The 26,828-nt window shown below is 66.7% G+C and carries 28 protein-coding genes and 1 tRNA gene; 22 read left to right on the plus strand and 7 right to left on the minus strand.

Features of this window, described 5'->3' with window-relative positions; all coding sequences use genetic code 11:
• Positions 1–9 precede the first annotated feature (9 nt).
• On the minus strand, positions 10–1,038 hold the full coding sequence (locus AC6CH2_RS13190) for an SDR family oxidoreductase (protein ID WP_498269632.1): 1,029 nt from the start codon (positions 1,036–1,038) through the stop codon (positions 10–12).
• A 108-nt stretch (positions 1,039–1,146) separates the two neighbouring features.
• Between AC6CH2_RS13190 and AC6CH2_RS13195 the strand changes: the two genes are divergently transcribed.
• The 3 genes from AC6CH2_RS13195 to AC6CH2_RS13205 all read left to right on the plus strand — a co-directional run bounded on the left by AC6CH2_RS13195 (position 1,147) and on the right by AC6CH2_RS13205 (position 4,578).
• Positions 1,147–1,788, plus strand: a complete 642-nt coding sequence (locus tag AC6CH2_RS13195; protein ID WP_498269633.1) for a TetR/AcrR family transcriptional regulator — start codon at positions 1,147–1,149, stop codon at positions 1,786–1,788.
• Between the two features lie 276 nt (positions 1,789–2,064).
• Complete coding sequence (gene aspS, locus AC6CH2_RS13200) at positions 2,065–3,834, plus strand: aspartate--tRNA ligase (RefSeq protein WP_498269634.1); 1,770 nt, start codon at positions 2,065–2,067, stop codon at positions 3,832–3,834.
• 198 nt (positions 3,835–4,032) lie between these two features.
• Entirely contained in the window at positions 4,033–4,578 is a 546-nt protein-coding gene (locus AC6CH2_RS13205; RefSeq protein WP_498269635.1) for a GNAT family N-acetyltransferase, read from the plus strand.
• 694 nt (positions 4,579–5,272) lie between these two features.
• Here the strand turns inward: AC6CH2_RS13205 and AC6CH2_RS13210 are convergent.
• From AC6CH2_RS13210 to AC6CH2_RS13220, 3 genes are all read right to left on the minus strand, one after another.
• Positions 5,273–5,752, minus strand: a complete 480-nt coding sequence (locus AC6CH2_RS13210) for a hypothetical protein (RefSeq protein ID WP_498269636.1) — start codon at positions 5,750–5,752, stop codon at positions 5,273–5,275.
• 25 nt (positions 5,753–5,777) lie between these two features.
• Positions 5,778–6,968, minus strand: coding sequence for a LamG domain-containing protein (locus AC6CH2_RS13215; protein ID WP_498269637.1), 1,191 nt, complete (start codon positions 6,966–6,968; stop codon positions 5,778–5,780).
• A gap of 232 nt (positions 6,969–7,200) precedes the next feature.
• A complete protein-coding gene (locus AC6CH2_RS13220; protein ID WP_498269638.1) occupies positions 7,201–8,715 on the minus strand; it encodes a DUF4832 domain-containing protein in 1,515 nt (504 codons plus the stop codon).
• Between the two features lie 340 nt (positions 8,716–9,055).
• Between AC6CH2_RS13220 and AC6CH2_RS13225 the strand changes: the two genes are divergently transcribed.
• From AC6CH2_RS13225 to AC6CH2_RS13315, 19 genes are all read left to right on the plus strand, one after another.
• A complete protein-coding gene (locus AC6CH2_RS13225; RefSeq protein ID WP_435393962.1) occupies positions 9,056–9,286 on the plus strand; it encodes a hypothetical protein in 231 nt (76 codons plus the stop codon).
• Between the two features lie 126 nt (positions 9,287–9,412).
• Positions 9,413–10,093, plus strand: coding sequence for an alpha/beta hydrolase (locus AC6CH2_RS13230; protein WP_498269923.1), 681 nt, complete (start codon positions 9,413–9,415; stop codon positions 10,091–10,093).
• Between the two features lie 150 nt (positions 10,094–10,243).
• Positions 10,244–10,975, plus strand: coding sequence for a YebC/PmpR family DNA-binding transcriptional regulator (locus tag AC6CH2_RS13235; RefSeq protein WP_435393964.1), 732 nt, complete (start codon positions 10,244–10,246; stop codon positions 10,973–10,975).
• A 16-nt stretch (positions 10,976–10,991) separates the two neighbouring features.
• Positions 10,992–11,519, plus strand: a complete 528-nt coding sequence (gene ruvC, locus AC6CH2_RS13240) for a crossover junction endodeoxyribonuclease RuvC (RefSeq protein WP_435393965.1) — start codon at positions 10,992–10,994, stop codon at positions 11,517–11,519.
• Between the two features lie 160 nt (positions 11,520–11,679).
• Positions 11,680–12,273 (plus strand): Holliday junction branch migration protein RuvA, encoded by a 594-nt coding sequence (gene ruvA / locus AC6CH2_RS13245; protein WP_435393966.1) that lies wholly within the window; start codon positions 11,680–11,682, stop codon positions 12,271–12,273.
• A gap of 34 nt (positions 12,274–12,307) precedes the next feature.
• Positions 12,308–14,257 carry a potassium transporter Kup gene (locus AC6CH2_RS13250; protein ID WP_498269639.1) on the plus strand — a complete coding sequence of 650 codons (1,950 nt, stop codon included), beginning with the start codon at positions 12,308–12,310 and terminating at the stop codon, positions 14,255–14,257.
• Positions 14,258–14,429: 172 nt separating this feature from the next.
• Positions 14,430–14,879 carry a cupin domain-containing protein gene (locus AC6CH2_RS13255; RefSeq protein WP_498269640.1) on the plus strand — a complete coding sequence of 150 codons (450 nt, stop codon included), beginning with the start codon at positions 14,430–14,432 and terminating at the stop codon, positions 14,877–14,879.
• Positions 14,880–15,135: 256 nt separating this feature from the next.
• Positions 15,136–16,173, plus strand: a complete 1,038-nt coding sequence (gene ruvB / locus AC6CH2_RS13260; protein WP_498269641.1) for a Holliday junction branch migration DNA helicase RuvB — start codon at positions 15,136–15,138, stop codon at positions 16,171–16,173.
• Positions 16,170–16,607, plus strand: coding sequence for a tol-pal system-associated acyl-CoA thioesterase (gene ybgC, locus AC6CH2_RS13265; RefSeq protein ID WP_498269642.1), 438 nt, complete (start codon positions 16,170–16,172; stop codon positions 16,605–16,607). The genes ruvB and ybgC overlap by 4 nt, the downstream gene beginning before the upstream one ends.
• A gap of 117 nt (positions 16,608–16,724) precedes the next feature.
• Positions 16,725–17,504: a protein TolQ gene (gene tolQ / locus AC6CH2_RS13270; protein ID WP_435393971.1), complete on the plus strand. Its 780-nt coding sequence runs from the start codon at positions 16,725–16,727 to the stop codon at positions 17,502–17,504.
• 113 nt (positions 17,505–17,617) lie between these two features.
• Positions 17,618–18,067, plus strand: a complete 450-nt coding sequence (tolR, locus tag AC6CH2_RS13275) for a protein TolR (RefSeq protein WP_031373500.1) — start codon at positions 17,618–17,620, stop codon at positions 18,065–18,067.
• Positions 18,064–19,014 carry a cell envelope integrity TolA family protein gene (locus tag AC6CH2_RS13280; protein ID WP_498269643.1) on the plus strand — a complete coding sequence of 317 codons (951 nt, stop codon included), beginning with the start codon at positions 18,064–18,066 and terminating at the stop codon, positions 19,012–19,014. The genes tolR and AC6CH2_RS13280 overlap by 4 nt, the downstream gene beginning before the upstream one ends.
• The gene (locus AC6CH2_RS13285) at positions 19,015–19,449 is read left to right on the plus strand and encodes a hypothetical protein (RefSeq protein WP_498269644.1); all 435 of its coding nucleotides are present in this window, start codon (positions 19,015–19,017) and stop codon (positions 19,447–19,449) included. It abuts the gene before it with no gap.
• Positions 19,450–19,677: 228 nt separating this feature from the next.
• Positions 19,678–20,997, plus strand: a complete 1,320-nt coding sequence (gene tolB, locus AC6CH2_RS13290; RefSeq protein ID WP_435393974.1) for a Tol-Pal system beta propeller repeat protein TolB — start codon at positions 19,678–19,680, stop codon at positions 20,995–20,997.
• A gap of 82 nt (positions 20,998–21,079) precedes the next feature.
• Positions 21,080–21,601, plus strand: coding sequence for a peptidoglycan-associated lipoprotein Pal (gene pal / locus AC6CH2_RS13295; protein WP_435393975.1), 522 nt, complete (start codon positions 21,080–21,082; stop codon positions 21,599–21,601).
• A gap of 78 nt (positions 21,602–21,679) precedes the next feature.
• Positions 21,680–22,477, plus strand: a complete 798-nt coding sequence (gene ybgF, locus AC6CH2_RS13300; RefSeq protein WP_498269645.1) for a tol-pal system protein YbgF — start codon at positions 21,680–21,682, stop codon at positions 22,475–22,477.
• 10 nt (positions 22,478–22,487) lie between these two features.
• Positions 22,488–23,165, plus strand: coding sequence for a 7-carboxy-7-deazaguanine synthase QueE (gene queE / locus AC6CH2_RS13305; protein WP_498269646.1), 678 nt, complete (start codon positions 22,488–22,490; stop codon positions 23,163–23,165).
• 383 nt (positions 23,166–23,548) lie between these two features.
• Positions 23,549–24,247 (plus strand): 7-cyano-7-deazaguanine synthase QueC, encoded by a 699-nt coding sequence (gene queC / locus AC6CH2_RS13310; RefSeq protein ID WP_498269647.1) that lies wholly within the window; start codon positions 23,549–23,551, stop codon positions 24,245–24,247.
• A 103-nt stretch (positions 24,248–24,350) separates the two neighbouring features.
• Positions 24,351–24,426, plus strand: a tRNA-Lys gene (locus tag AC6CH2_RS13315).
• Positions 24,427–24,541: 115 nt separating this feature from the next.
• On the opposite strand, the gene AC6CH2_RS13320 is transcribed toward AC6CH2_RS13315, so the two are convergent.
• The 3 genes from AC6CH2_RS13320 to AC6CH2_RS13330 form a co-directional block, all read right to left on the minus strand.
• On the minus strand, positions 24,542–25,528 hold the full coding sequence (locus AC6CH2_RS13320) for a hypothetical protein (protein WP_498269648.1): 987 nt from the start codon (positions 25,526–25,528) through the stop codon (positions 24,542–24,544).
• 32 nt (positions 25,529–25,560) lie between these two features.
• Complete coding sequence (locus AC6CH2_RS13325; protein WP_498269649.1) at positions 25,561–26,388, minus strand: hypothetical protein; 828 nt, start codon at positions 26,386–26,388, stop codon at positions 25,561–25,563.
• 97 nt (positions 26,389–26,485) lie between these two features.
• Positions 26,486–26,815, minus strand: coding sequence for a hypothetical protein (locus tag AC6CH2_RS13330; protein WP_498269650.1), 330 nt, complete (start codon positions 26,813–26,815; stop codon positions 26,486–26,488).
• Positions 26,816–26,828 lie beyond the last annotated feature (13 nt).

Below are 26,828 nucleotides of genomic sequence, written 5' to 3' on the forward strand. Positions count from 1 at the left end.
AGCCGAGCGTCAAAACCAACCGTGGCTGCGGTACCAGGCGACGGTGTCGGCCACGGTTTGTTCGAGCGGCCTGAACTTCAGGGCCAGTTCGCGTTCGCTCTTGGCGTGATCGAAGTGGCTGCGCCCGGCTTCCTTGACCATCAACCGCACCGTGGCGAGGCTGAGCAGGATGGGACGGCCGCTGATGCGCGCATAGATTTCCTGCACCGCCGCCAGGGCGTACAGCAGCGGCAGGGGCAAGTCGCGCGTCGGCGTCTTGACTTCGGCGATCCTGCCCAGCACGGGAACGAGTTCGCGCATCGTCATATGCCGGCCGGCGGCCAGATACCGTTCGGCGCGCCTGCCGCGCATCGCCGCTGCGATATGCGCCTGCGCCACGTCGCGCGCATCGACCACCGAAAAGCTGCCGGGCACCAGCCCGGGCAACTTGCCCAGCACTACATCGTTGACGAACTGGCCCGACGAGGTGGGGCCGATATCGGCCGGTCCCCACATCCAGCCGGGCAGCACCAGGCTCGCGTGCATGTCCGGATGCAGCGCCAGAAAGCGCAGCACCGCCTGGTCGGCCAGTATCTTGCTGCGGTAGTAGTCGTCGGCATCGCCCAGCTCGCGCAGGCAGGTTTCGTCGATCGGAGTGCCCGGCGCGCCGTTGAGCACGCCGATCGACGAGGTCTGGACGAACCGGCGCACGCCCGCGGCGTACGCGCGCTCGATCAGCGATTCGGTCCCCTCTACGTTGATGCGCTTGAGCTGTTGCCAGTGCCGGCCGCCCTTGTAGTTGTCGCGAAAGAAGGCCGCCGTATGGAACACGACATCGCAGCCCAGCAGTGCGGCGGCGAAGGCGGGTACATCGGCCATGTCGCCCAGGACGAGCTCGACCCCCGCCAACCCGGCGAATTGCTGCTTGCCCTTGTCCAGCGAGCGGACCAGTGCCTTGACCTGGGCGCCCTGCGCGATCAGCTCGCGCACGAGGTTGTTGCCGAGCAGGCCGGTCGCGCCGGTGACGAACGCGGACGTCAGTTGGGGAGCACTTTGCATGGCGGATGAAATTCAAAATTCAATTGAAATTTAATCTGCCTGGAGTGATTTTGGATGTCAAGCGATATCTGAGTTGCAGACGATCGGCAGTCGTGTGATCTTTGGCGCATGAGCGAACCCATGCCGAAGAAGCGGCTGAGCCGCGAGGAAAGCCAGGCGCAGACCCGCGCGCGACTGATCGAAACCGCGCGGCAGCTGTTCGTCGCGAACGGATACGCAGGCACCTCGATCCGCGACATCGCCGACCGGGCGGGTTATTCGCAGGGCGCCTTCTACTCGAACTTCGCCAGCAAGGAGGAGGTCCTGCTGGAGCTGCTGCGAGGTCACATGGAGGCCGAAGCCGCACAACTTTCCGAGCTCATGGACAGCGGCGGGCGTACGCCCGAGCGGATATTCGGCGAGCTCGAGTCCTGGGCCGCCACCCTCAACCGCGACGTCGGCTGGTGCGTGCTGTCGATCGAACTGCAGTTGCACGCCAGGCGCAGCCCGACCTTCGCCGACAAGTACCAGCGTGTCTGGGATGCGCACCGGGCCGGGCTCGGCGGCGTGATCGGCAAGTTGTTCGCCGCCCTCGGGCGCCGGCCGCCGGCCGAACCCGAGGAACTGGCCGCGGCGTTCATGGCCTTGGCTCACGGCTTGGCGCTGCAAGGCGCGCGGCCCCGGCCCGATCCGTCGGGCCGGTTGATTCTGCTGTTTCTGCGCGGGCTGATTGCGAACGCCGAACCGGTCGACAGCGCGTCGGCTGCCTGACCCGGGCGCGTTGGATCCGGCTGCGCCTGGTGTCGTGCGGCGTCGTGCGGCGTTGCCTCGCGGCCGCTTTCGGCTCCCGGGCTAGCGCGAACCAGCGGCCCGGCCGTTTCTGCCCTACGCTCCGGCGAACGCATGCCGCTCCCGCCGTGCACTAGAATGACCGGTTCCGGCCCCGGCCGGCGAGGTGTTTCCGGCCCGGCGCCCGCGCCGCGGCCCGGCCCAGGCCCCTCCTGCGACAAACCCCCACGATCCAGCGTTCGACCAATCGGAGTTTTCATGCGTACCCATTTCTGCGGCCTCGTCGACGAGGCGCTGATCGGCCAGACCGTCACCCTGTGCGGCTGGGTCAACACCAATCGCGTCCAAAGCCACGTGGTGTTCACCGATCTGCGCGATCACGAGGGCGTGGTGCAGATCGTCGTCGACTCCGATACCGCCGAGCTGTTCAAGACCGCCGGCGATCTGAGCGTGGAGAGCTGCGTGCGGGTGACCGGCACGGTGCGCGCGCGCCAGGCCGCCAACGAAAAGATCCGCAGCGGCAAGGTCGAAGTGCTGGCGGCGACGATCGAGGTGCTCAACAAGGCCGAGCCGCTGCCGTTCCACGCGCACGAGAACGCCGGCGAGGAAACCCGCCTGACCTACCGCTACCTCGACCTGCGCCGCCCCGAGATGCAGAAGATGATGCGCACCCGCATCCGCCTGGTGCAGTCGCTGCGCCGCTGGCTCGATGCGCGCGGCTTCCAGGACATCGAGACCCCGATCCTGACCAAGGCCACGCCGGAAGGCGCGCGCGACTTCCTGGTGCCGGCGCGCATGCATCCGGGCGAGTTCTACGCCCTGCCGCAGTCGCCGCAGTTGTTCAAGCAGATCCTGATGGTGGCCGGATTCGACCGTTACTACCAGATCGCGCGCTGCTTCCGCGACGAAGCCCTGCGCGCAGACCGCCAGCTCGAATTCACCCAGCTCGACATGGAGTTCGCCTGGGTCTCCGAGCGCGACGTGCAGGACACCGTCGAGGACATGATCCGGGTGGTGTTCAAGGAAACCATCGGGGTCGAACTCGATGCGCAGTTCCCGCGCATGACCTATGCCGAAGCCATGCGCCGATACGGTTCGGACAAGCCCGACCTGCGCATCGACCTGGAATTCGTCGACATCGCCGAACTGGTCAAGCAGTGCGAGTTCAAGGTCTTCACCGACTGGGCCAACCACGCCGACGGCCGCGTCGTCGCCTTGCGCGCCCCCGGCGCGGCCGGCTGGTCGCGCAAGCAGATCGACGAGTGCGGCGCGCACGCGGCCAAGTACGGCGCCAAGGGCCTGGCCTGGATGAAGATCGAAGACGCGTCGAAGGGCCGCGACGGCATCAATTCGCCGATCGCCAAGTTCCTCGACGACGCCACTCTGGCCAAGATCGTTGAGCTCAGCGGCGCCCAGAGCGGCGACGCGATCTTCTTCGGCGCGGCCGATTACAAGACCGCCAGCGATTTCATGGGCGCGCTGCGGCTCAAGCTCGGCAAGGACCTGGGCCTGGTCGCCGAGGGCTGGAAGCCGCTGTGGGTCACCGATTTTCCGATGTTCGAGTGGGACGAACAAGCGCAGCGCTACGTCGCCCTGCATCACCCCTTCACCGCGCCCGCGGTCGACGACATCGCCGACCTGCGCGCCAACGCCAAGACCGCGGTTTCGCGCGGCTACGACATGGTGCTCAACGGCAACGAGATCGGCGGCGGTTCGATCCGCATCTACCGCCCGCAGATGCAGTCGGCGGTGTTCGACCTGCTCGGCATCGGCGCCGAAGAAGCCGAGGCCAAGTTCGGCTTCCTGCTCGACGCGCTCAAGTACGGCGCGCCGCCGCACGGCGGCATCGCCTTCGGCATCGACCGCATCGCCGCGCTGATGGGCGGCACCGAGTCGATCCGCGACGTCATCGCGTTTCCGAAGACCACCACCGCGCAGTGCCTGATGACCGGCGCGCCGTCGCCGATCCCGGATGCGCAGCTGGCCGAAGTGCACGTAATGGTGCGTCCGAAGCAAGACCCGGCCTGACCGGTCGCAGTGCCGGGCTCGTCGAGCCCGGTTCCCGCGGCGCGCGGGATCGTCGCGCGCCGCTGCAGGTCGCTGGTTTCCTCCGCCTGCGGGATGCGCCTGTCGGGGCTGCCGAGTGAGGTTGTGCCGGTCATCGGCCCCCGCCAGCTTGTTTGCGTTGCCGCTCCATCGTTACCGTCCGCCGTACCGCGAGGCCTTATGACGAACGCCGCACCGACCTTTTCCATCCGCCGCGCCGGCGTCGACGAAGCGCCAACCGTCGCCGACATCGCCAGCCGCACCTTCGTCGAGACCTTCGGCCACCTGTACCCGCCTGAAGACCTGCAAGCATTCCTGCTCGACAGCTATTCGGTCGAGAAACAGGCCGTGATCCTGTCGCACCCGGACTACGCGGTCTTCCTGCTCGAACGCGACGGCGTCGTCGTGGGCCATGCCGCGGCCGGCCCCTGCGGCCTGCCGCATCCGGACGTGGCCGAAGGCGACGGCGAGCTCAAGCGGCTGTACGTATTGCGCGAAGCGCAGAACGGCGGCTGGGGCGCACGTTTGTTCGACACCGTGTTCGATTGGCTGCAGCGCGATGGCCCGCGGACCCTGTGGATCGGCGTGTGGTCGGAGAACCTGGGCGCGCAGCGGTTCTATAGCCGGTACGGCTTCGAGAAGGTGGGGCATTACGACTTCATCGTCGGCAACACGCGAGACCATGAATTCATTCTGCGGCGCGATGCGGTGGCGGTTTCGGGGTGAGACAGGCGGCGGTCTTGCGGCGCCTCTCTCATCTAATAGATCAAGATCAATATCAAACCCAAAGCTTCCGCCACTAAAGCGGCGGGTTACTTTCTTTTGTCTAAAGCAACAAAAGAAAGGTAACCAAAGAAAAGTGCTTTGTTTTGAATCAAGTGCCCGCGCGATCGTCGCATACGCAGGGATTTTTCATACGGGACATCCCTGTCCCGATGAAAAACGGCCCGCATCCTTGCGGGCCGCCCTCCGGGTCTTCAATTGCCTTCGCTAGTGCGCAGCGGCGCAATGCAACGACAAAATCTTCGCGCCGCGAGACCAGTGCAGCGAGGTCGCGGCTTGCGTCGCTCCTACCCTGACGGGCTGCGGCCGGTGTCGGCACGAGATCGAGGTGGCGCGGTCGCGACTCACGTCGCTCCTACAGAGGTTTTGCGAGTGCGAAGCGAGATTGAAGCATGGTGGTCGCGGCTTGCGCCGCTCCTGCCCTGGCGATAATCCGCCGGTTCTGCGAATGGCGATAGCCTCGCTGCCTCTCCGCCCCCTGCGGTCGCGGCTTACCTCGCTCCCACAGGGGTAGGTTCGCGGCGCCGCTGTCTCTACACGCATATCGCCAACCGCCAACCGCAACCCGCAACCCGCACCCGCCAAAACAAAACGGCCTCCCCGCCGAAACGGGAAGGCCGCATCGAAACGCCGATGCTCAGCGCTGGTCGAGCAACACGTTCAACGTGGTCGCATCGAGCGCACCCTGTTTCTGGCCGAGCTTGAGCAGCATCGCTTCCAGGTCGCCGGCGGCCGCCGACTGGCGGGTGGTCGCCGTCGCGGCTTTCATGGCGGTGGCCGGTGCGGTGTCGACGCGCACTTGCCGGCCCTTGATCAGCAACGGCTGCGGCTTCGCTTTAGCGGACGAGCCGCCGACGTGTTCGAGCAGGATGCCGTTGTAGCCGAGCACCGGCTCGGCCGCGGCGCCGGTCTTGGCCGGGGCGGCCAGGGCATCGGCCAGGCGGGTTTCGATCGCGCGCAGGGCGGCCGGGTCGGTCACGGTCACCACCGGGTTCGGGCGGCCCGAATACACCAGGTAGGTGATCTGCAGGCCCGGCGCTTCGGCGGCGAGGGCGAAGCCCGGCGCGGCCAGCAGGGCCAGGCCGGTCAACAGGGTTTTCAGCGAAAGCTTGGTCATGGCGATTCCCAGGGTGGACGCAGGCTTAGTTGACTTGTTCATGGCCGGTGCCCTCCACGTTGTCGGACCAGACCCGGAAGAAACCGCAGAAATCGGTGTAGGCGCCGCGGTTGGCGGTGCGCGGGTCGGTGATTTCGTTGCCGGAATTGTCGCGGTTGGTGGCGGAGGTCTGGCCGGGCTTGTGGGTCCACTTGCCGTTGGCGTCGCGGCGGTACCAGTGATAGTCGTAATTGGGCCCGACCACCAGTGCGGCGATGTTCTTGTAGCTGGAAGCGTTGATGTCGCTGACCGGCTCCAGGCCGTCGCGCACCGCGGCGGCGTGCACGGCGGCGCAGCTGATCGAGCTGTACATCGAGCCGGCGGCGCGGCCGGGTTGGGCGAAGGTGTTGGTGGCTTTGTTGTTGGCGTAGTTGTAGCAGTTGTTGTAGCGCTTACGGGTGGCGTCGTCGTTCCAGTAGGCCGGCTGGAAAACGGTGCGGCCCGGCGCCATCAGGTCGCCGAGGCCGCCGCTGGCGTCGGCCGGGATCGCGCGGTTGTAGACCAGCACTTCGTCGGCGCGGTCGTTGAAGCGATAGGACGGGCTGTCCTTGTGCCCGCCGATCAGGAATGGCCGGTCGCCGTTGTCGATGTTGGCCGCGATCGGGGTCGGCTGGGCGGTGGTGCGGCGGCCGTCGATGTAGAACGAGATCGTGTTCGGCGCGGTGCTGCGGTTGACCACCGCGGCGATGTGGTGCCAGCGGTTCGGCGCCAGCGCCAGGCTGCCATCGGAGACGTAGTTGGCCCAGGTGCTGCCGTCGTTGAGTTGCAGCAGCACGTTGCGGCCCTGATCGACGCCGAACGAGTAGCCGCGGCCGACGCCGCTGGCGCGGTTCTCGACCAGGGTCTTGACGATCGAGGAGCCGGGATTGGCCATGCGTACCCATGCGGCCACGGTGAAGCTGCCGGTGCCGAAGTTGAGGTTCGACGAATTGGGCACTTCGACGTACTTGCCGGCGCTGAAGTCGGCGCCGGCGTTGAGCCAGCCGTAGCTCGACGCGGCGCCGCCCACGACCAGGCCGTTGCGGCCGAAACCGCTGGTGTCGTAAGCGGTGTTGCCGGACAACTCCAGATGCCATTCGCCGACCAGGCCTTGGGTGACCCGCGGCGGCGCGGCGTGTGCGGCGAAGCAGGGCGCGAGCGCGACGCTCAGCGCCAGGAACCATGACGATCGTTTCATACCGACTCCCTGGTGATTTGGCCCCGATGGGCGTCGGGGAATCTAGGGGCAGGCCGGGTCCGCGAACGTGACTGCGCCCGCGGATCGCGCGGGCGCAGGCGTATGGAGCGAGGGCGCTTACGCGCTTATGTGAGCGGCGCCGGGTCGGTTCCGGACTCCGGGCGTGAATGCCTGCGCCAGGATTCGATGCAGGGCGGGGCGAGGTTCAGGGTATGAACGCCGGGCCGCGCGTTCAAAGGCCGGTCGCCGCCGCGGCGACGGTCACCGTGCCGAGCGTCAGTCGGCCGGCGGCGTCGCGGCCTGTGTTCTGCGGTTTGATCGCCGGCCGGCCGGGCCAGCTGTCGGCGATCGCCAGGCGCAGCGAATAGCTGCCCGGCGCGAGCGTGGCCGGCACCTGCGCGGTGGCGTCGATCAGCGCCGGCACGGTGTTCGGCATCAAGGCGTTCAAGGGATAGTCGAAGGCGGCCTTGGCGCGGGTGGTGCCGCCGGCGTCGACCCAATGCAGTTCGGTCTGATAGACCTGGTACAGCGGCGCCGAACCGGTGTTCTCGACGCTCAGCTTGAGCGGGATCGCCGCACCGGCCCGCATGCTGTCGGGCCAGTTGACCTGGCGCACGGTGAACTCGTAGCCGAGCGCGCGCTTGACCTTGAGCATGTTGGCCTTGAACGTCGACGGCTTGCCCGCCGGATCGACCTCATGCTGGCCGGCCGGGCCGAGCCAGGTGAAGTGGTACTCGCGCAGCAGGGTCAGGATGTCGTTGGTGCGTCCGGTCCAGGTGGCCTTTTGGCCGTTGTTCGGGCTTTCGCCGCCGATCGGGTTGAACTTCCAGTTGCCGCGCGCGGCGGTGGCGTCGTTGCGGAAACCCCACTCCAGGTTGTGCCAGCCGCTGTCGTCGCACTCGGGCAGCCGGGTCGCGAACCTGTTGCACATCGCGGTGAACGACGGGAAGTAGTCTTCGCTGAAGCCGAACTGGGTGCCGCCGACGTCGGACTGGCGCGCGTAGCGGCTGTGCACCGGCGTTTGCTGGAACGCCGCGGCATAAGCATCGCGCACCACGCTGCGGGTGGTCGCGTCGGGCTCCCAACTGTCGCAGCCGGCGGTGTGCCACTCGCCCCAAAAGCCGAGCAGGCCGACGTGCACCGCGGTGATGCGCGGGTCGCCGTCGTAGCGGCGCCCGAACGCCTGCACGAACTGCACCAGTTGCTGGCGCATCGCCGGCGTGTTGTAGATCGGCGCGCGGCCGGGGCCGACGTCGTCGCACTGGGTCTGGCTGTAGTTGTGGAACTGGATGCTCACCGGCGCCAGTTCGAGGAACTTCGGATAGGCGCGCAGCGGCTCGGCTTCGTTGCGGTAGAAGTAGCCGATGTTGTTGGCCACGCTGTCGGGATAGTCGGCGACCGGGCGCAGCACGAAGGTGGCGTTGGGGTTTTCGTCGAGGATCGGCTTCAGGTGGTTGGTTTCGAACCGGTCCCAGTCGAACTGCTCGTCGGCGGTTTCGATTTCGCGCCACGGGACGTAGATCTGATAGATCGATGCGCCGTAGTGGTTGTCGGGCAGACCGCCGTCGGCGACGGCGGTGCTGCCCCAAAGCAGGAAGCCGCGATGCGGGTTGGACAGATCGTTGTTGCTTTGGCTGGGACGCAGCTCGCCTGAACATGCGGGCGCTGCGGGAAACATGGCGACCGCGGCGAGCAGCGCCGAGGCCAACACGTTGACGACGGGCAAGGCAGGGTGCCGCAAGGTCATACCGGCTTCCGAAAGAGCGGGGGGAGGTGCGGCGAATCCTGGGGGCTGCGAACACGCGCAGGATTGGCTCGCCGTCACACTCTGGCGGCGATCGTGTTTTTATCTTCGACTTTGTTGAGATGAGTCGCGGTTTCGCGATGGGATAGGGCTGGATCTGTATTGACGGGTTCCGATTTGGACCACTCCGTCGCAGCCGCAGGCGGGGCAACGCACGGTTCGGCGGGCATCGGCATCCTCGAACTGTGATGTCCGGCGGTCTTCGGTGAACATTCGTGGTGGCGCTCTGGCTTAGCCTGCAAGCGCGGACATGCAGTCCGCGGCACACACAAGGAGAGGTCAGATGCTTCGTACCCGTAAAGCGGTATTCACGGCAGCGTTGTTGTTGGGACTGGTGGCGGTGGCGGGCTCGGCGTTCGCGCGCTACCCGATCCTCGGCGTCGAATGGGCCGAGTGGACGCGTTACGACAGCAGCGGCAACGCCATCGGCGGCGGCCGCATCGAATGCGACGGCTACGTACAGACCTGGGGCGCGGCCGGCGCGCCGACCGGTCTGACCTTGCACCGCTGCTGATCGGCCCGATGCCGCCGCACGGCCCCCGGGGCTGCGCGGCGGCATCGCTGAATGCCGTCTGGCGCTCATCGACGCGGTTATCGCCGCGCGCTTGGATTCGCCGGCGACGACGGCCATATTCGCGGCATGGACAGCCGCAGCGACACGGACCCCCACAAGACCGCCGAACCCGCCGCAGCGCGCGCCGCCAGACCGCGCGGGCCGCGCCGGGTGCTGTTGCTGCACGGCATCTGGATGCCCGGGGCGTCGATGGCCTGGCTCGGCGCGCGCCTGAAGGCAGCCGGCTTCGAACCCGAGGTCTTCGCCTATGCCGGCGCCGCCGCCGGCCCCGAGGCCTCGGTCGCGCGCCTGGCGGCGCGCCTGGATACGCCCTGCCACGTGCTGGCGCACAGCCTCGGCGGTCTGATCGTCCTCGACGCCCTGCGCGAGCGGCCGCAGCTGCCGGTGCGGCGCGTGGTCTGCCTGGGCACCCCGCTGTGCGGCAGCGCCGCCGCCGGCGGCCTGGCCCGCAAGGCCTGGAGCGCGGCGGTGCTCGGCCGCGCCGCCGAAGTGCTCCAACGCGGTTGCCCGCCATGGCGCGGCGCGGCCGAGGTCGGGCTGATCGCCGGCCGCACCCCGCACGGGCTGGGGCGCTTCTTCGGCCGTTTCGAGGGCGAAAACGACGGCACCGTGGCGGTCGCCGAGACCCGCCTGCCGGGCCTGCGCGACCACACGGTCATCGACGCCAGCCACAGCGGCCTGCTGTTTTCGGCGCAGGCGGCGCGGCTGGCCGAGGGGTTTTTCCGGCGCGGCCGGTTCGGCGACTGAGCCGGGCGACCGAGCGATCGCTCAGCCGGGCAGAGCGCCCAAACGGCCCGAAGCGGGCCGATCGCCGACGATTGTCGTCCGGGCCGCCGGCGGGCGGGCACGATCGAGTAAAATCGCCGGCTTGTTCAGACAACACGTCCGGTTATCGCCATGGGTAGAGGTCCGTCGATTGAGGCACGCAAGAACGCCGAGGATGCGCGGCGCGGGAAGATCTTCACCAAGATCATCCGCGAGATCAGCGTGGCGGCGCGTTCGGGCGGCGGCGATCCCAACAGCAATCCGCGCCTGCGCAGCGCCATCGACAAGGGCCTGTCGGCGAACATGACCAAGGACGTCATCGAGCGCGCCATCAAGAAGGCGACCGGTGCGCTGGAAGGCGTCGAGTACGAAGAAATCCGCTACGAGGGCTATGCCCCGGGCGGCGTGGCGGTGATCGTCGACTGCCTGACCGACAACAAGGTCCGCACCGTCGCCGACGTGCGCCATGCCTTCGGCAAGTTCGGCGGCAACCTCGGCACCGACGGCTCGGTGTCCTTCATGTTCGCCAAGCGCGGCGTGCTGTGGTTCGAGGCCGGCGCCGACGAGGAGCGCATCACCGAGGTCGCCATCGAAGCCGGTGCCGACGACGTGGTGGTCTATCCGGAAGACGGCTCGATCGACGTGCTGACCAGCGCCGAAGCGTTTGCCCAGGTCAAGGCCGCGATGGACGCCGCCGGCCTGGTCGCCGGCCAGGCCGAAGTCACCCTGCGCGCCGACAACAACATCGCCGTGACCGGGGAGACCGCCCAGCAGGTGGTCAAGCTGCTGAACTGGCTGGAAGACCTCGACGACGTCCAGAACGTCTACTCGAACGCCGATCTGGACGAGGACGCTTACGCATAACGCGTAAGCTGTCGCCGTGACTAGAATCCTTGGGATCGACCCCGGTTCGCAGCGGACCGGCCTCGGCGTGATCGACGTCGCGGCCGACGGACGCTGCGTGTACGTGCACGCGCAAGCGCTCAAGCTGCTCGACGCCGAGGATTTCCCCTCGCGCCTGGGCCTGCTGTGCGAGGGCCTGGAAGCGGTGCTCGACGAGTACCGACCCGACCAGGTCGCGATCGAGACCGTGTTCATGGACAAGTCGGCCACCTCCGCGCTGAAGCTCGGCCATGCCCGCGGCGCCGCACTGGCGACCGTGGTGCGCCGGCGCATCGCCATCAGCGAGTACGCGCCGCGCCTGATCAAGCAGTCGCTGGTGGGCCGCGGCGCGGCCGACAAGCAGCAGGTCCAGCACATGGTGCGGCTGTTGCTGAATCTTCCCGAAGTGAAGCTGCAGGCCGACGCCGCCGATGCGCTTGCGGTGGCCCTGACCCATGCCCACATGAGTGCTACGGCGCTGCGCACCGGCATCGCGACCCACCAGTTGCGCAGGCGCGGGGCGTGAACCCGGCCCGCGCCACAGGCCCGGCCGCGCACGGGGCAGGGAGCTGCGCCCGCACCCGCGTTCCGTCCGACATGCCGCCTTCGTCTTCGCATCGTCCCAGCCCGCTTCGCGCCCGGCCGTTTTACCGGTGCGCGTGGCCAGCCGTTTCCGGAGCTCCACAGTGATCGGTCGTCTTAGAGGCACCCTGATCCACAAGCAGCCGCCGTGGCTCATCGTGGACGTCAACGGCGTCGGCTACGAGCTCGAAGCGCCGATGAGCACGTTCTACGACCTGCCCGAGCTCGGCCGCGAAGTGTCCTTGTTCACCCACTATGCGCAGAAGGAAGACAGCGTCTCGCTGTACGGCTTCCTGCGCGAGGCCGAGCGGCGTCTGTTCCGCGACGTGCAGCGGGTCAGCGGCATCGGCGCCAAGATCGCCCTGGCGGTGCTGTCGGGGGTGCCGGTCGAGGAATTCGCGCGCCTGGTCCAGACCGGCGACGTCACCGCGCTGACCCGGATCCCGGGCATCGGCAAGAAGACCGCCGAGCGCATGGTCGTCGAGCTGCGCGATCGCGCCGCCGATCTGGCCGGCCTCGGCGCGCCCACGCTCGGTTCCAGCGGGGTTCCCGCCGATCCGCAGAGCGAGGCCACCATCGCCCTGCAGCAGCTGGGCTACAAACCGGCCGAGGCCGCGCGCATGGCGCGCGAGGCCACCGCCGCCGGCGACGATGCAGCCGCCATCATCCGCAAAGCGCTAAAGTCCGCGCTTCGTTGAGCCAAGGCGGGTTACCGCCACGGAACCACGCGACATGTCCTCCACTGTTCCCTCTTCCCAAGGCAAGCACGCTCACGGCCATTCGGCCGGGAACGGGCAAGACTCAGGCCATCACGGCTCCAAGAAGGGGTTGCCCGGGCTGGTCGTGGGCGCCATCGGGGTGGTTTTCGGCGACATCGGCACCAGCCCGCTGTACACGCTGAAAGAGGCGTTTTCGCCGCATTTCGGCCTGACCGGCAATCACGACACGGTGCTCGGCATCCTGTCGCTGGTGTTCTGGGCGCTGATGATCGTGGTCACCCTGAAATACGTGACCATCATCATGCGCGCCGACAACGAAGGCGAAGGCGGGATCATGGCGCTGATGACCCTGGCCCAGCGCACTCTGGCCAAGGGCGGGCGCTCGGCCTACGTGGTCGGCATCCTGGGCATCTTCGGCGCCTCGCTGTTCTTCGGCGACAGCGTCATCACCCCGGCGATCTCGGTGCTCGGCGCGGTCGAGGGCCTGGAAGTCGCCGCGCCCGGCCTGCACCGTTTCATCGTGCCGATCACCGTGTTGATCCTGGTGATGGTGTTCCTGGCCCAGCGCTTCGGCACCGAAAAGGTCGGCAAGGTGTTCGGGCCGATCACCATGCTGTGGTTCCTCTCGCTCGCCGCGATCGGCATTTACAACATCGTCCAGGCGCCGGAGGTGTTCAAGGCGCTGGACCCGCGCTGGGGCGTGCGCTTCTTCGTCGAGCACGGCTCGCATTCGGTGCTGATCCTCGGCGCGGTGGTGCTGGCGGTCACCGGCGGCGAGGCGCTGTACGCCGACATGGGCCACTTCGGCGCGCGTCCGATCCGCTATGCCTGGTACACCATGGTGCTGCCCTGCCTGATGCTGAACTACCTCGGCCAGGGCGCGTTCGTGCTGCACCACCCCGAAGCGGTCAAGAACCCGTTCTTCGAGGCGGTGCCGGCCTGGGCGCTGTACCCGATGATCGTGCTGGCGACGATGGCGGCGGTGATCGCCTCGCAGGCGGTCATCACCGGCGCCTATTCGGTCGCGCGCCAGGCGATGCAGCTGGGCTACATCCCGCGCATGCAGATCAAGCACACCTCCAGCGACACCATCGGCCAGATCTACGTGCCGTACATCAACTGGATCCTGGCGATCACGGTGATCGCGGTGGTGCTGGCCTTCCGCAGCTCGACCGCGCTGGCGACGGCCTACGGCATCTCGGTCTCGGCGACGATGCTGATCGACACCCTGCTGCTGGCGCTGGTCGCGCGCGCGCTGTGGCCGCGCTGGCGCAAGTGGGTGCTGCCGTTGTGCGTGGTGTTCTTCGTCGTCGATGTCGGCTTCGTCATCGCCAACGGCGCCAAGTTCTTCCAGGGCGCGTGGTTCCCGGTGGTGCTGGGCCTGGTGGTGTTCACCCTGCTGCGCACCTGGCGCCGCGGCCGCGAGCTTTTGCACGAGGAAGTGCGCAAGGAAGGCATCCAGCTCGGCAGCTTCCTGCCCGGCCTGATGCTGGCGCCGCCGGTGCGCGTGCCCGGCACCGCGATCTTCATGACCGCCGACAAGGGCGTGGTGCCGCATGCCTTGCTGCACAACCTCAAGCACAACAAGGTGCTGCACGAGCGCAACGTGTTCCTGACCGTGGAAACGCTGGGCATTCCGTACGCGCCGCGCGAGAAGCGCCTGAAGATCGAGGCGATCGGCAACGACTTCTACCGGGTGCTGATCCGCTTCGGCTTCATGGAAGTGCCCGACGTGCCGCTGGCGCTGATGCGCTCCTGCGACGCCGGCGGCATCTATTTCGACCCGATGGACACCACCTATTTCGCCAGCCGCGAAACCGTGGTCGCCAGCCGTCACCGCGGCATGCCGATCTGGCGCGACCGTTTGTTCGCCTTCATGCACCGCAACGCGGCGCCGGCGACCGGTTTCTTCCGCATTCCGGGCAACCGCCTGGTCGAACTCGGCGCCCAGGTCGAAATCTGATCGGACGCAGGCGCACCGGCCGCACCGGTGCGTGACCTTCTTGGCAATCCCCGCCACGGGAACACAGCGATGTCCGTGGCGGGCCGGGAAATAAGCGTTCCACGCCTGCCGCTGCGCGGCGCGGCGCGCCGGACTAGCCTGCCGTCGACCTAACCGACTGCGAGGCTTTGCGATGTCGAAACAACGCGCGTTCGTGATCCAGCAACAAGCCGCCGAAACCATCGCCGGCAACGGCACCCAGTTGTGGTTGCTGGCCGACGCCAGCGACTGCTGCGGCGCGCTCGGCGCCAACCGCCTGCGCCTGGAAGCCGGCGCCGCCGGCGCCAGGCCGCATCATCACAAGCGTTCGAGCGAAGCGTTTTACGTGCTCGACGGCGCGCTGGAGATGATCATCGACGGCGAGGCCGTGACCGTCGAGAAGGGCGGTTACGCGGTGATCCCGCCCGGCGTCGTGCATTCCTTCGGTGCCGGCGCGGGCCAGGTGGCCGACGTATTCATCACCCTGACCCCTGGCATCGACCGTTTCGACTACTTCCGCATGCTGCCGAGCATCATGCGGGGCGAAGTCGACCCCGAGCGCCTGGCCGAAGTGCACGATCGCTACGACGTGCATTTCGCTTGAAGGACGTACTGAACTTCCGCTTCGCCGATGCGTTTGCCCCTCTGGACAGGACAGGGGGGCTTCGCCGCACGACGTCAGCCGACCGTCCCCTTCGTCGAAGGGGCGGTCTGTCTCCAGGCTCACGGTCGTCCAGGCTCGGCGCGGTAACCGGCTCCCGCGGCAAGCCGCCCCACCGCCCGGGCGTTGAACCCGCCACCGGGCCACCCCGGGACTTTCCGTCCTGCGCCCGCGCACCGTCCCATGCGAACATAGCGGCATGACCGAAGACCGCATCATCGCTGCCTCCTCGACCCGCGAAGACGACGCCATCGAGGCTTCGATCCGGCCCAAGCGGCTGGACGAATACCTCGGCCAGCAACCGGTGCGCGAGCAGCTCAAGATCTACATCGAGGCCGCCAAGCACCGCGGCGAGGCCCTCGATCACGTGCTGATCTTCGGCCCGCCGGGCCTGGGCAAGACCACCCTCAGCCACGTCATCGCCAACGAGCTCGGGGTCAATCTGCGCCAGACCTCGGGCCCGGTGATCGAGAAGGCCGGCGACCTGGCCGCCCTGTTGACCAACCTGCAGCCGCACGACGTGCTGTTCGTCGACGAGATCCACCGCCTCTCGCCCGTGGTCGAGGAGGTGCTGTATCCGGCGATGGAGGACTACCAGATCGACATCATGATCGGCGAAGGCCCGGCCGCGCGCTCGATCAAGCTCGACCTGCCGCCGTTCACCCTGATCGGCGCGACCACTCGCGCCGGCCTGCTGACCGCGCCGCTGCGCGACCGCTTCGGCATCGTCCAGCGCCTGGAGTTCTACGACACCGAGGACCTGACCCGGATCGTGCGCCGCTCGGCGCAGATTCTCGGCATTTCCTGCGTAGCCGAGGGCGCGGCGGAAATCGCCCGGCGCTCGCGCGGCACCCCGCGCATCGCCAACCGCCTGTTGCGGCGGGTGCGCGACTACGCCCAGGTCCGCGCCGGCGGCAACATCGACCTGAAGACCGCCGATGCCGCCATGGCCATGCTCAAGGTCGATCCGGAAGGGTTCGACGATCTCGACCGGCGCCTGCTGCGCACCATCATCGAGTCCTTCGACGGCGGCCCGGTCGGGGTCGAGTCGCTGGCGGCCGCCCTCAGCGAGGAACGCGGCACCCTCGAGGACGTGATCGAGCCCTTCCTGATCCAGCAGGGCTATCTGATCCGCACCGCCCGCGGCCGCATGGCGACCCAGCGCGCCTACCGGCACATGGGCCTGAAACCCCGCGCCGATACCGCCGGGCTGTTCGAAGAGGCGTCCGAGCCATGAGCGCGGTCGAATCGGTGTTCAGTTGGCCGACACGCGTCTATTGGGAAGATACCGACGCTGGCGGACTGGTCTATCACGCTCAGTACCTGGCGTTCCTGGAGCGCGCGCGGACCGAATGGGTGCGCGCCTTGGGCTACGGCCAGGACGGTTTGCGCCGCGATCACGGGCTGCTGTTCGTGGTTGCCGGGATGCAGATCGGTTTCCTCAAGCCGGCGCGGCTCGACGATGCGCTGGAGGTCACGGTGGAACTGCGGCGCTGCCGCCGCGCCAGCCTGATCTTCGCGCAGAGCGTGCGGTGCGGCGGGGAAAAACTGATCGACGCCGAGGTCCGGGTCGCCGCGGTCGACGCCGAGCACCTGCGTCCCTGCGCGATTCCAGCGGCCTTGTTCGCGCAGTTGCAGGCGCAGGAAGTCCAGGCCGGCCGCGACGACTGAGCCCCAGGCCCTCGCGCCCAGGTCACCGTTGAACCCTAATCATCCGGCGGTTCGTTACTCCCCACGGACCACCCAGCCCCACCACAGGCCCGCGTACCGGGCTACGGAGAACCAAGCATGACGTCATCGCTGATCGCGCTTCTGGCCACGACCGTGGAAGCCCTGCCGGAGGAAGCCGTCCAGGCCGTGACCCAAGGCGCCGCCGCGGCCGGCGAAGCCGCCAGCTTCAATCTCTGGGACCTGGTGATCAAGGCCAGCCTCCCGGTCCAGTTCATCATGGCCCTGCTGGTGATCGCCTCGATCACCTCGTGGATCATCATCTTCCGCAAATGGAAGGTGATCCGCCGCGCGCGTGCCGAAGCCGATCATTTCGAGGAGCGCTTCTGGTCGGGCGCCGAGCTGTCCAAGCTCTACGCCGGCACCACCGAGCGCAACCGCGCGATGGGCGGCCTGGAGGCGATCTTCGAAGCCGGTTTCCGCGAGTTCAACCGCATCCGCCAGCGCCGCGGCGTCGACGCGCGCGCCCAGCTCGAAGGCGCCCAGCGAGCGATGCGCGCGACCGGCTCGCGCGAGCTCGATGGCCTGGAACACAACCTCGAACTGCTCGCCAACATCGGCTCCACCTCGCCCTACATCGGCCTGGTCGGCACCGTATTCGGCATCATGGTGACCATGCATTCGCTGGTCTCGGCATCCAAGCAGGTCGGCATCGCCGACGTCGCCCCGGGCATCTCCGAGGCGCTGCTGGCCACCGCGATGGGCCTGTTCGTGGCGATCCCGGCGGTGTGGGCCTACAACCGCTTCGCCACCGGCGTGGAGCGCCTGGCCGTGCGTTACGACGCGTTCTCCGAAGAGTTCTCCTCGATCCTGCAGCGCCAGGCCCACCTGGACGAGTGATGCGGCTCGCGCCCCATCGCTTGTACGGCCGCCCGCACCGCTGCCTGCACCGCCCGCGTCCGCTGCGCCACGGCCAGCGCGACCGCAACGCGTAACCGACGAGGAATTCCGCCATGTCCGGCACCGCCATCCGCCGCCCGCGCAAACGCAAACTCAAGGCCGAGATCAACGTCGTTCCCTACATCGACGTGATGCTCGTGCTGCTGATCATCTTCATGGTCACCGCGCCGCTGCTGACCCTCGGCATCGACGTCGACCTGCCCAATTCCAACCTCAAGTCGATCGAGACCAAGCAAGACCCGGTGGTGGTCCAGGTCGACGCCCAGGGCAACTATTTCCTCGCGGTCAAGGCCGGCAGCAACGAAGCGGTCAACCGCGAAACGCTGGCGACCAAGGTCGGCGCGCTGGTCAAGCAGAACGGCAAGGAAAAGCTGCAGGTCTACATCGCCGCCGACGGCCGCTCGAACTATCAGCCGGTGATGGACGTGATGAACATCCTCAAGGACGTCGGCGTGGAGAAGGTCGGCCTGATGAGCCAGCCCGAGAAGGGCGCGAAGAAATGAGGGAAACCCGCGCCGACACCGCGCAAGCCATCATGCTGGCCGTGCTGCTGCACGGCCTGCTGGTCGCCGCCATCTTCCTGAGCATGCTCTGGAACTGGAACAGCGCGCAGGTGTCCGCGGCGGGGTCGCCGCTGTCTTCGGAGCTGACCGACGTCAGCGATCTCTCCGCGGCGATGCAGCGCACCCTGCGCAACCGCCCCGAGCCGGTCGATCCGTTGCCGCTGCCCGAGCCGGAGGACGCCTCGCCCTTGCCGCAGCCCATCCCCGAGCCCAAGCCGCAGGACGCGACCGCGCCGCAACAGCAATCGCCGCAGGACTTCATCCCGGTGCCGGACACGACCAGCCAGGAACAGGTGGTCGACACGCCCACGCCGAACCGCGCCGAAGAGCAGAAGGTCCAGGAAGCCAAGGCGCGCCAGGAACAGGTCGACCTGACCGAGCAGCAGCGCCAGGAAGAAGCCCAGCAGCAAAAGCGTCTGGCCGCCGAACAACTCGAACGCGACAAGCAGTTGGAGAAGATCCGCGCCGAGCGCGCCAGGCTGCAGCGCGAGCAGAGCCTGAGCGAACAGAAGCTGCAGCAGATCGCCGACGCGCGCGCGGCCAAGGCCAGCCAGAACGCCGCCGCCGCCGCGCCGGCGACCACCGGCAATCAGGGCGTAGACACCGGCCTGGCGGCCAAGTACGCCGCCGCCCTGCAGGCCGCGATCGTCGAGAAGTGGACGCGCCCCGACAGCGTGCCGCTCGGCGCCGGTTGCCGCTTGAACATCCGCCAGTCGCCCGGCGGCAACGTGCTCGCGGTCGAGGTGGTCGAGCCGTGCTCTTACGACGAGCAAGGCCGGCGTTCGATCGAGGCCGCCGTGCTCAAGGCCCAGCCCTTGCCGTATGCGGGCTTCGAGTCGGTGTTCCAGCGCAATCTGAATCTCAACTTCAAAGCCCAGGACCGCTGAGTGGGCGGGGCGAGGGCGGTGCCGCTGCGCCTGAGCCTGCTCGCCGGCTTCGCGCTGTGCGCGTGGTCCGCGGCCGGGCTGGCCCAGTCGGACCGGGCCGCGCAGAACCAGCAGCGCTATGCCGAAGTCCTGCGCACCGCCATCGACGAGCAATGGGCGCCGCCGGCCACCACGCCGGCCGACGCCAGTTGCAGCATCGACCTGCGCCAGGCGCCGGGCGGGCGGGTCCTGTCGGTGCAGGTGATCGAGCCCTGCGGCCTGGACGAGGGCGGGCGGCTGTCCCTGCTCGCCGCTGCGCGCCAGGCCTCGCCGCTGCCTTACCAGGGCTACCAACAAGTGTTCCGGCCGCAGATCCAGCTCAGCTTCCGGGTCCAGGACGAGGACCCGGTGGTGTCCAAGCCCCGGCGCTGGTGGAACCGGCTGCGCGAGCGCTGAGCCTGCGGCGCGGGCGGAGCCGGGCCAGGGGCCATCCGGCCCGCCGAGGCCCCGGATTCATGTCCGCAACGGGGGGCAAAACGGCCGGAATGGGCGCCGATCGCGACCGTTGGGCCGATTCGGCAAGCCCGAAACGCAAATTGACCCCCGCTTTTGAGCCCACGTTCACCCTCGAGCGTTAACAATGCCGAACCTGAACAAACCGCGTCGACCGATCACGGAGTGCCGATGAAACGACCCCTGCGCTGGCTGGCCTCGCTGCTGGCTCTCCTGCTTCCCTTCGCCGCCGCAGCCCAACAGCAAGGGTTGGAGATCGACATCGTCGGCGGCAACGCCTCGGCCCTGCCGATCGCGGTGGTGCCGATGCCCTACCAGGGCGGTGCCGCTGCGCCGCAGACCGACGTGGCCGAAGTCGTCCGCAACGACCTCAACCGGTCCGGCCAGTTCCGCGGCCTGCCGGTCGAGCAGATGGCGGCCAAGCCGACCAAGGGCAGCGAGATCAGCTACCCGGACTGGCGCGCGCTCAACCAGGATTACATCGTGGTCGGCCGCGTGGTCGATGCCGGTGCAGGCAGCTACCGGGTCGAGTACGAGTTGTTCGACGTGGCCAAGCAGCAGCGCCTGCTCGGTTTCGCCCTGACCGCACGCGCCAACGCGATGCGCGACGTGGCCCACCAGATCGCCGATGCGGTCTACGAGAAGATCACCGGCGTGCGCGGCGCGTTCTTCACCCGCATCGCCTACGTCACCGCCACCGGCGTCGGCCGCGGCAGCAATTACGCGCTGATGGTCGCCGACTCCGACGGCTACAACCCGCAGACCGTGGTGCGCTCGCCCGAGCCGCTGCTGTCGCCGTCGTGGAGCCCGGACGGCGCGCGCCTGGCTTACGTCAGCTTCGAGGGCGGCAACTCCTCGATCTACATCCAGAACATCGGCACCGGCAGCCGCGAGCTGATCGCCAAGTTCCGCGGCATCAACGGCGCCCCGGCGTTCTCGCCGGACGGCCGCCGCCTCGCCCTGACCCTGTCGCGCAGCGGCAACCCCGAGATCTACGTGATGGACCTCGGCAGCAAGGCGCTGACCCAGCTGACCAACCACTTCGGCATCGACACCGAGCCGACCTGGGCCGCCGACGGCAGCAAGATCTATTTCACCTCCGACCGCGGCGGCAAGCCGCAGATCTACCAGGTTTCGGCCAGCGGCGGCGGCGCCACCCGCGTCACCTTCCAGGGCAGCTACAACGCCAGCGCCAGCGTCGCCTTCGACGGCAAGAAGATCGCCACCGCGCAAGGCGCCGGCAATACCTACCGGATCGCGATGATGGACAGCAGCCTGGGCTCGCCGCGCTGGAGCACCCTGTCGCCGGGTTCGCTGGACGAGTCGCCGAGCTTTGCCCCGAATGCCTCCATGATCATTTATGCTGCGCGCGAAGGACGCCGTGGCGTGCTCTATGCCGTTTCAGCCGATGCCCGGGTGCGCCAGCGCCTGGTGCTCGCCGACGGCGACGTGCGCGAACCGGCCTGGGGACCCTACCGCCTGCCGCGATGAACGGCCGGGCGTTTCCCTGCGCGCGGACGCGCCACCCCCCCGAACGACTCCTGCCCCACGTTACAACTGACGAGGAATACCCATGAACAACACCGCCCGCATCCTGCTCGCCGCCGTGCTGTGTACGGCAGCCGTCGCCTGCTCGAAGAAGGTCAAGGAAGTCCCGCCGACCGATTCCGGCACCGGCCCGTCCACCAGCACCCCGACCGACAGCGGTCCGGTCGCCTCGGGCGCCTACGGCCCGAACGATCTCGACACCGATGCCTGCCTGCGCCAGCGCGTGGTCTACTTCGATCTCGACCAGGACTCGCTGAAGCCGGAATTCCAGGCGATCGTCGGTTGCCACGCCAAGTACCTGCGCGACCGTCCGTCCTCGCGCATGACCCTCGAAGGCAATGCCGACGAGCGCGGCAGCCGCGAGTACAACCTCGGCCTCGGCGAACGCCGCGGCAATGCGGTGTCCTCGGCGGTCCAGGCCAACGGCGGTTCGGGCAGCCAGATCACCGTGACCTCCTACGGCGAAGAGCGCCCGGTCTGCACCGAGTCGAACGAAGACTGCTGGGCCAAGAACCGTCGCGTCGAAATCGTCTACACCGCCAAGTAATCGCGGTGTCGCGCAGGGCGGCGCCGGGGCATCGGCGCCGTCCACCGACCGAACGAACCACGAAGGTTGATCTCAGCGATGCGTAAGTTCGCACTAGCCTTGGCGATCGCGGCGGCCTGCCTGGCCGCCACGCCCGCGTTCGCCCAGCGCGCCAGCCTCGCCGACCGCGTCGCGGTCCTCGAGCAGCGTGCCTCGGACAACCAGGCCAACCTCGATTTGCTCAATCAGGTGACTCAGCTCAAGACCGAACTGCAGGCCCTGCGCGCTCAGATCGAGGAACTGCAGCAGACCACGCGCCAGTTGCGGGACACCAGCAAGGCGCAGTACTTGGACACCGACAACCGCCTCAACCGCCTCGAAGGCGGAGTGGCGCCGTCGGCTCCTGCCGCCGCACCGCAGGCCCCCCCGGCGCCGTCGCCTTCGGCGGCGGTCAGGGACACCGCGCCGACGGTGCACGGCGATGCCGGCCTGCTCGCCCAGAGCGGCGACGAGCGCAGCGCCTACGACACCGCCTTCAGCGCGCTCAAGGCCGGCCAGTACGTCGAGTCGGCGCGCCTGTTCCAGGCCTTCCTGGCGAACTACCCGAGCGGGGCCTACGCGCCCAATGCGCTGTACTGGCTCGGCGAAAGCTATTACGTCACCCAGAACTACCAGCTCGCGCAGGAGGAATTCCAGACCCTGCTCGACCGCTATCCGACCCACGACAAGGCCGCCGGCGCCTTGCTCAAGGTCGGCCTGGCCCAGTTCGGCCTCAAACAGGTCGATGCCGCCGAGCGCACGCTCGCCGACGTTGCCGCCCGCTATCCCGGCACCGACGCCGCCCGCACAGCTTCCGACCGCCTCAATGCGATCCAGCTGAGCCGGCTGCGCAACTGACCGTTACCCCATGACCGCCGTTGCCACCGAGACGGCCGCAGCGTCGTCCGAACGCCTGCGGCTGACCGAAATCTTCCTGTCGCTGCAAGGCGAGTCGAACAGCATCGGCTGGCCGACCGTGTTCGTGCGCCTGACCGGCTGCCCCCTGCGCTGTCAGTACTGCGATACCGCCTATGCCTTCCACGGCGGCGAATGGTGGGAGTTCGACGCCATCCTGGCCGAGGTCGCCAGGCACGGCGCCCGCCACGTCTGCGTCACCGGCGGCGAGCCGCTGGCGCAAAAGCGTTGCATCGCCCTGCTGCAGAAACTCTGCGACGCCGGCTATGAGGTCTCGCTGGAAACCTCCGGCGCGATCGACATCGGCCCGGTCGACCCGCGCGTCTCGCGCGTGCTCGACATCAAGACCCCCGATTCCAAGGAAGCCCACCGCAACCTGTGGAGCAACCTGCCGCTGCTGACCGCTCGCGACCAGATCAAGTTCGTGATCTGCAGCCGCGAGGACTACGAGTGGGCCAAGGGCATCGTCGCCGAGCACCGCCTGACCCAGATCTGCGACGTCCTGTTCTCGCCCAGCTTCACCCAGGTCAAGCCGAGCGATCTGGCCGACTGGATCGTCGCCGACCGCCTGCAGGTACGATTCCAGCTGCAACTGCACAAGATTCTCTGGAACGACGAACCGGGGCGGTGAGGGGGCTGGTTCGGGTTTCGGGGTTCGGGTTTCGGGTTTCGGGACTCGGGACTCGGGACTCGGGACTCGAGTGCGTGACCAACCCTAGCCCCGGGCTGGAAGCCCCGATAAGGTCTTCGGCTCTCGTTGGTGGCTCTGCTCTTGCTCGTCATTCCCGCGCAGGCGGGAATCCAGAGACTTCAGAGCCATGCCGCGGTGAAACCTCTGGATCCCGCCTGCGCGGCGATGGCGGCCCAACCATCGTCTCCATCGTTTAGCCTTTTCCCGAGTCCCGAGTCCCGAGTCCCGAGTCCCGAGTCCCGAGTCCCGAGTCCCGAGTCCCGAGTCCCGAGTCCCGAGTCCCGAGTCCCGAGCCCCCCAATTTCCGATCCCCGACCCACATCATGAAAAAAGCCGTCGTCCTCGTTTCCGGTGGCATGGACTCCGCCGTCGTCATCGCCATCGCGCGCGAGCAGGGCTTCGCCGTGCACGCGCTCAGCGTGCGCTACGGCCAGCGCCACACCTCCGAGCTCGACGCGGCGGCCCGCGTCGCCGACTCGCTAGGCGCGGTCGCCCACAAGACCGTCAACGTCGACCTGCGCAGCATCGGCGGCTCGGCCCTGACCGACGAGACCATCTCGGTGCCGCTCGACAACGACGGCCACGCCATCGGCGAGGCCGCGCTCAAGGACGACATCCCAGTCACCTACGTGCCGGCGCGCAACACCATCATGCTGTCGATCGCCCTGGGCTGGGCCGAAGTGCTCGGCGCCAACGACATCTTCTGCGGCGTCAACGCCGTCGACTATTCCGGCTACCCGGACTGCCGCCCCGAGTTCGTCGAGGCCTTCGAGCGCTTGGCCAACCTGGCGACCAAGGCCGGCGTCGAGGGCGCCGGCCTGCGCGTGCAGGCGCCGCTGCAGTTCATGAGCAAGGCCGACATCGTCCGCGAGGGCCTGCGCCTGGGCGTGGACTTCGCCGAGACCGTCTCCTGCTACCAGGCCGACGCCGACGGCCGCGCCTGCGGCCATTGCGACGCCTGCCGCCTGCGCGCCGAGGGCTTCAGCGCCGCCGGCGTGGCCGACCCGACCCGCTACGTCTGAGGCCGGCCGTCTGAACAGCTTTGGCCAGGGGGCCTGACTGCGCCCCGCAGGTTTTGTTAGAATCACCGGCCCGGCGCAGCGCCGGGACCGCAGCAACCGCTTCGGGTCGTTAGCTCAGTCGGTAGAGCAGAAGACTTTTAATCTTTTGGTCGAAGGTTCGAATCCTTCACGACCCACCAAACAAGACAAGCACCTGGACTCGCGTCCAGGTGCTTTTTTTATTAGCCGATCGATCGTCGATCGGTCTTGTGGCGCCGGGTCACGGGGCAGGTACCGCGAGGAATTCCTCGAAACTCAGTTCCCTTCGCATTCGTCCAATCGCAAATCCAGCACGCGACCCCTTGCAAGCGCGGCTATCTCTCTTTCCTCTGGAAAACTTGATGCTTTCCACGTTGCTCCCCGGCTAACAGCCACTGCCCTCGCGTTGCTTTTCTGCTCGGAGCTGGCATATCCGTCTAAAGCCGAGATTCTACTGTCAACGAATTGCCGTAAAGCCTCAGACTCAGCATCGTTTGGGATTCTGTCTTTAGCAAGTAGGTAGAGCGACAATGATTCTTGAACGTCTATCTTGACCGCTTGTGTCAGTAAGGACGGCATTAACTCGTGTGCTTGCGGAGAGTAAGCCGCGGCTAGGGCCAGCAATGCACCGCCATCGCCTAGTTCAGCGGCACGGCGCGCGTACTTTTCGGCGTTATCCTTATATATCTTCAGCTCATCGACATTGCTCAGCGTGTCTTTAGCGAACAAGCCGTTGCCGACAGCATAGTTTGTCATCGCCTTAACGTTCCCAAGTTCGGCTGCTCGCCGCCAGGCTTGGACGATTGCCTGAGATGACGGTGGATCAACTCCCTCACAGTGTGTTGCATCTTCGGGCAACGAAGGATCTATCAGCTTAAATCGATTGGGGCCGTCTTTTGGGGCTCCGGCCTGGTCTGTACTTGCTAGGTCATCCAGGCGATTTGTTCTGGAAACGGCCACAGCGCAAAACTGATATTCAGCAGCTAAACGACAGGCAGCAATCGGATGCCCACTATCTGCCATTCGGCGAAGTGTGCCCAGGGACTCCTTCAGTGGTTGATGGATTGGTGGCAGTACGCCACCAATCCGGTTGTTGCTTTGTTCTTGACCGTAAGAACTCTCAGTGCCCTTGGTGGACTCAGAATCGGAAGCACGCGACGGCTGTTGTATATTTTGATCGCGAGAACTCCAATAGATTGTCCCGCAAATCAACGACACGCCGATCACGCCCGCCGAAAATATCTTCGCAGTCTTCGCCTTCATTAGTCCAGCTCCAAGGGGGCCAAGTGTTAAACTTATCTAGCAACAATAATGCAAGTCGCAATTCCGTTGACCCAACTACAAGCAACACCGTAGTACTGACCACTGCCTTGCGAGCCGGTTACCGGGATCTTATATAACTCAGCTTCCCGAAGGAAACGCTCCAAGTCCGGGATGCTGTTCGAGTTCAGAAATTCATACTCACGCCTGCCGTCCTGGCCGCCAGTGAAGTCGAGTTTCGTCTCCGGAATGATGTTGTTATTGCTATCGACAGCAGTGCCCTTTACGCGTTCCCATTTGCCAGTTTTTTTATTTATATCAATGAACATCTTGGAGCCGTCGGGGAAAACTACCTCGACGGCGGTCACAACCTCCTTAGGATCAAACCACGGATAAGGGTTGATGCCTCTGGTCCAATCCGTGACCCTGGCCAGAATAGCGTTCCACCCATTGGAAACCTCTTCAATGACCGCAGCTTCTTTGGCCGGATTGTGAATGACATCCCACGCCGAAGTGATGGCTTGCCCCCGGTACGCAGAAGTCCTAGGAAAATCAGCCATAGGGAACGCTTGAACGATTGCGGCAATCTCCGGCTCAACTGCCATCTCTTCAGACCACTCAATTAATCCGTCAGTCTCCGGGTCGAAATCAGGGGTCCAGTTGTTGTAGTAGCCGTATTTTCGGACGCTTTGATTGTGCATGTCGGTAACGTATGCAGGTTCGACCGGCCCAATGCCTTGGAGGTAGTTGTCCGCAACGCTAAACATTTCTGCGGCAGTGCAGCCATCACACGAAAGTACCTTGGCGCTGGCATTGCCGCAGAACAACGATAAGGCGAGAAGAGGCAACAAGTATTTTTTCACTGTGTAGTCCTTTGGTGGTTAATTCCATTTGACGCACAACCTGCCAACCGCAACTCGCATGGTTAGCAATTCCGGAACTCCTTCGTTTGGTTGAACATTATATCTGCGGGCGAATGGCGTTTGTTTGTTTCTGGCTCTGCGCCAGTTCTCGTTCTTGCGCTTCCTGTTGTTGGCGCTGGTCGTACTGCTGATTGACCGCTTTAGTCTCGCGTAGGGTGTCTTGGATCGGCGGGGTAGGCCCGTTCTCGGATACGCCTGCGCGAAATTCTGGCGTCACGCTACCGACCCATAGCGTGCCGTTTGCGACACCGACCGGCCCGGTTCGGTCCGCGTCGGGAATGCCATTGCGCTTGGCCTCAAGCATCGCTAGTGCGACGGTTTCATCCGACACGTTCGGCTGCGCCCCGTTGCGAATCTTGGAGAACATTGCCTGATCTTTC

This window comes from Lysobacter sp. GQ73 (assembly GCF_059758755.1).